The organism is Bradyrhizobium sacchari, from assembly GCF_002068095.1.
Lineage (GTDB): Bacteria > Pseudomonadota > Alphaproteobacteria > Rhizobiales > Xanthobacteraceae > Bradyrhizobium > Bradyrhizobium sacchari.
Genome location: NZ_LWIG01000026.1, coordinates 17,593 through 22,154, shown reverse-complemented (window position 1 = coordinate 22,154; position 4,562 = coordinate 17,593). Strand labels below are relative to the sequence as shown.

Below are 4,562 nucleotides of genomic sequence, written 5' to 3'. Positions count from 1 at the left end.
GGGGTAGAGCTCCGACCAGGGCCGCGGGCTCAGTGTGATGGTCGGGCTGACCAGCACGTCGCAACTCGCGAAGAAGCTCTGGTAGGCGCGATAGATCCGCGTCTGTGTCGTGGCCGCGCGGGCGTGGTCTTCGAGCGTGTAGCCGAGGCCTTCCTCGACATTGGCGCGGACATTCGGGCCGAGCATCCCGGGACGCTCCTTGTAGTTCTTGCCATGCGTCGCCAGGAACATGCCGGCGCGCAGCACGGCGAAGGCGTCGTCCGCGCCGGTGCAGTCGGGCGCACCTTCGCGGCTTTCGGCGAACAGCGGCGCGAGCTTGCTGACGCGATGGCGGAACACGCGGCGGATCGCCTGCTCGGTCGGTGCGAAGCCGAAATCCTCGGTGAAGGCGAGACGCAGCTTGCCGAGCTCGGCGGGACGCGGCGCGGCCCAGCGCTCGGCGCGCGCACGCAACGGCTCGCCGGGCAGGGTGTAGGCGAGCGGATCGCGGGCATCGTCGCTTGCCATCACCGACAGCATCAGCGCGGTGTCGGCGACGTTGCGCGCCATCGGCCCGTCGGTCGACAGGTTCGACCAGCCGAAGATGCGCTTCTCGCTTGGCACGAGCCCGTAGGACGGACGCATGCCGACGATGCCGGAGAAGCCGGCCGGATTGCGCAAGGACCCGCCGGTGTCGGAGCCGGAGGCGAGCGGGGCCATCCCGCAGGCGAGCGCCACCGCCGAGCCGCCGGAGGAGCCGGCCGCCGAGCGCATGGGATCGAACGGATTGCCGGTGGCGCCGAACACGGGATTGCGGGTGTTGCCGCCGGCCGCCCATTCCGGCGTGTTGGTCTTGCCGAAGATGATGGCGCCGGCGGCACGCAAGCGCGCGACAGAGCCCTGGTCGGCAGCCGGCACGTTGTCGCGCAGCAGCGGGCTGCCATAGGTGGAGCGCATCCCCGCTGTGTCCTGGGTGTCCTTGATCAGAACCGGCAGCCCGTGCAGTGCTCCGCGATCCTCGCCGCGCAGGATGGCTGCTTCGGCCGCCTTTGCGGCGGTGCGCGCCCCCGGCTCGTCCAGCGTCACGACGGCGTTGACGGCGCCGTTGACGGCGCTGATGCGCGAGAGGCAGGCCTCGAGCAGCTCGACAGGCGAGATCGTCCGCGCGGCCAGCAGGCGGCGCAGCTCAACGGCACTGGAATCGCACAGTTCGGACAATGCCCGCTCCCTTTCAGATTATGAAAACGATTTAGCATATCGGAAAACAGGGCTGGCGCACCAATAATCGTCAATCCGGGCGATTTTCATGCACACCGATCCTAAAATGCCTGGAGCCGTTTACCAAACAGGTCCGATTTGGACTGTTTTGGCCGAAAAGATTAGGCCGATCGATCAACTATTTTTCTCTTGTCGTGCTAGCATTGCGACATGAGCGAGATCACGACACCCGAAACTGCCAATTCCCAGCTCGGCCAATGCCTCAAGGCGGCCCGCCAGGCGCGCGGGCTGACGCTCAAGCAGGTGGCGGAGCGGACCGGCATGGCGCTGTCGACCCTGTCAAAGGTCGAAAACGGCCTGATGTCGCTGACCTACGACAAGTTGCTCCAGCTCACCTCGGGGCTGAAGATGGAGATCGCCGAGCTGTTCAACCCGGCGGTCGCAGCGCCTGCGCAAGGTAGGCCGGTCACCGCGCGGCGCAGCATCAGCCGGGCCGGGCAGGGCCAGGTGATCACCACGAAGTTCTACACCTACACCTATCAATGCACCGATTTGATCGGCAAGCGCATGGTGCCGATCGTGGCCGAAGTGCGCGCTCGCTCGCTGGAAGAGTTCGGGCCGCTGCTGCGCCATGGCGGCGAGGAGTATTTCGTGGTGACGCGCGGACGCGTCGCCGTCCACACCGAGTTCTATGCGCCCGAGATCTTGGGCGAGGGCGACGGCATCTATCTCGACAGCACCATGGGCCACGCCTACCTCAACGCCGGCGAGGCACCTTCCGCAATGGGCGTCTGCCTCTGCACCAGCGAGGCGCCCGATCTCTACGACCAGCTCCGCCAGATCGCCGCGCGCGATGTGGCGCCGCTCGGTGACGACGAGCTGCCGTCGTAACGCTTTGGCGAATCCTGAAACGAAAAACGCCCGGCTTGGCCGGGCGTTTTTTATTCCGTGTCCGGCTTACTCGCCGCCGCCGAAGCGGCGGGACCACCAGCCGGCGCGACGCGGGGCGGCCGGCGTTTCGGTTGCCGCTTCCGGTGCGGGTTCGGGGGCCGGTGCCGGCGGAGCAACCGGCTCCGGCGCTGCGGCAACCGGTGTTGCCGGCTCGCTCGCGCTGTTCGACAGGAAGCTCACCTTTTCCCGGACCGTGGAGCGCCGCCGCGCGGACTTTTCGTCAGCGGGCTCTTCCTCCACGGCAGCGACGGCGGGAGCCGGCTCGGGCTGCTGCGGTGCGGCGGCCGGTGCCTCGGCGCGGGGCTCGGGCTGCGCGAACTGTTGCGTGACTTGCGGTTCGTCGCCGTGTTCGGCCTGTGCGATCGAGGGCGCAGCCTCACCGCTGGCGCCGTCGAAATCGGCAACCGCATCGCTCGCTTCCGGCGGCGTATTCGCAGCGAGCTCGTCGCTGATGGAGCCGGCGAGACCTTCCTCGTTGCCGCCGCGACGGCGGCGCCCACCACGGCGACCACGCCGGCGCCGGCGCTCGCCGCTGCCCTGCTGCTCGCCACGGGCGGCCTGTTCCTCGCCGTCCTCGCCATCCTGCTCGGACTCGGCCTCTTCCTCGGCTTCGCCCGCGATCATCGCCGGCTCGGGCAGGGTCGGCGCCGTATCCTCGCGCATTTCGCCATCGCGCTGGCCACCGCGGCCGCGCCGGCGACGGCGGCGCTTGCGGCGCTGACCGTCCTGCTCGGCGGCTGCCTCGCCGGCAGCCTGCTCTTCGGTGAGACCCTCGGTCTCCTCGGACTCGATCTCGGATTCCAGCTCCGGATCGAACTCCTCGTCGTCATAGCCGTCTTCGGCGAGCGGCGGCGGGCTCGCGGCCGCCTGTGCCGCGAGCAGCGCCTTGGCGGCTTCCAGCGTGTGCACCTGCTCGCCACGGTCGATGAGGTAGGCCTGCGGACCGCTGACGCTGGGGTCGGCGATGACAGCGAGCGTGACCTTGAAGCCGTTTTCGAGATCGCGCAGATGGCCGCGCTTGTGGTTCAGCACATAGAGCGCGACGTCGGTGCGGGTGCGGACCACGAGATTGTGCGTCGCGCCCTTCATCAGGATCTCTTCGAGGCCGCGCAAGAGCTGCAGCGCCACCGAAGACACCGAGCGGACATGGCCGGTGCCGCCGCAATGCGGGCAGGGATCGGTCGAGCTCTCGAGCACGCTGGCGCGGATGCGCTGGCGCGACATCTCCAAGAGGCCGAAATGCGAGATGCGGCCGACCTGGATACGCGCGCGATCCTGACGCAGGCAGTCGGACAGCTTGCGCTCGACCGCACGGTTGTTGCGCTTCTCGTCCATGTCGATGAAGTCGATGACGATCAGGCCGGCGAGGTCGCGCAGGCGGAGCTGGCGGGCGACCTCTTCGGCCGCTTCAAGATTGGTCTTGAGCGCTGTGTCCTCGATATGGTGCTCGCGGGTCGAGCGTCCGGAGTTGACGTCGATCGAGACCAGCGCCTCGGTCTGGTTGATGACGATGTAGCCGCCGGAGCGCAGCTGCACGGTCGGCGAGAACATCGCATCGAGCTGGCTCTCGACGCCCATGCGCGAGAACAGCGGCTGGCCGTCGCGATACTGCTTCACCGCGCTGACATTGGCGGGCATCAGCATCTTCATGAAGTCGCGCGCTTCGCGGTAGCCGCCTTCGCCGGCAACCTGGATCTCGTCGATCTCCTTGTTGTAGAGGTCGCGCAGCGAGCGCTTGATCAGCGAGCCTTCCTCATAGACGAGAGTCGGGGCCTGCGACTTCAGCGTCAGGTCGCGCACCGTCTCCCACATCCGGATCAGGTACTCGAAGTCGCGCTTGATCTCGGGCTTGGTGCGGGAGGCGCCTGCGGTGCGCAGGATGATGCCCATGCCCTCGGGCACGTCCAGGTCCTGCACCACTTCCTTCAGGCGCGAACGGTCCTGCGCGCTGGTGATCTTGCGGCTGATGCCGCCGCCGCGCGCGGTGTTGGGCATCAGCACGGCGTAACGGCCGGCGAGCGAGAGATAGGTCGTCAGCGCCGCGCCCTTGTTGCCGCGCTCTTCCTTGACGACCTGCACCAGCATGACCTGGCGGCGCTTGATGACTTCCTGGATCTTGTACTGGCGGCGCGGGCGGAAGGTGCGCTCCGGCACTTCCTCCAGCACGTCGTCGCCGCCGACGGATTCGACGACTTCCTCTTCGGCTTCCTCGCCGTCCTCATCCTCGTCGTCTTCTTCGCCGGCTTGTTCTTCACTGGGCAGGGCGCCCTCGGCATGCGGCGCTTCAGGGCTCTCGCCGTACACGGCGTCGGCCGGCTCCGTGGCCGCGGTCACGGCTTCAGCGAAAGCTTCGGCGTGCGGCTCGAAGGCGTGAGCTTCGAGCGTTTGCGCCTCCTGCGGCTCGGCAGCCGTTT

3 protein-coding genes are annotated in these 4,562 nt (G+C 67.9%); 1 reads left to right on the top strand and 2 read right to left on the bottom strand.

The annotated features are described in order from the left end of the window. Positions 1-1,197, bottom strand: a 1,197-nt coding sequence (locus tag A5906_RS24030) for an amidase (protein ID WP_245326881.1), incomplete at its 3' end; no start/stop codon positions are given. Positions 1,198-1,407: 210 nt separating this feature from the next. Between A5906_RS24030 and A5906_RS24025 the strand changes: the two genes are divergently transcribed. After that, positions 1,408-2,088: a helix-turn-helix domain-containing protein gene (locus A5906_RS24025; RefSeq protein ID WP_080137764.1), complete on the top strand. Its 681-nt coding sequence runs from the start codon at positions 1,408-1,410 to the stop codon at positions 2,086-2,088. A gap of 66 nt (positions 2,089-2,154) precedes the next feature. Here the strand turns inward: A5906_RS24025 and A5906_RS24020 are convergent. Beyond that, positions 2,155-4,562 (bottom strand): Rne/Rng family ribonuclease (locus A5906_RS24020; RefSeq protein ID WP_245326880.1); only part of this gene is annotated, 2,408 nt, incomplete at its 5' end.

Excerpts from the sequence above, each read along its gene's own strand:
- A5906_RS24025 (WP_080137764.1), top strand. The coding sequence starts at position 1,408 with ATGAGCGAGATCACGACACCCGAAACTGCCAATTCCCAGCTCGGCCAA.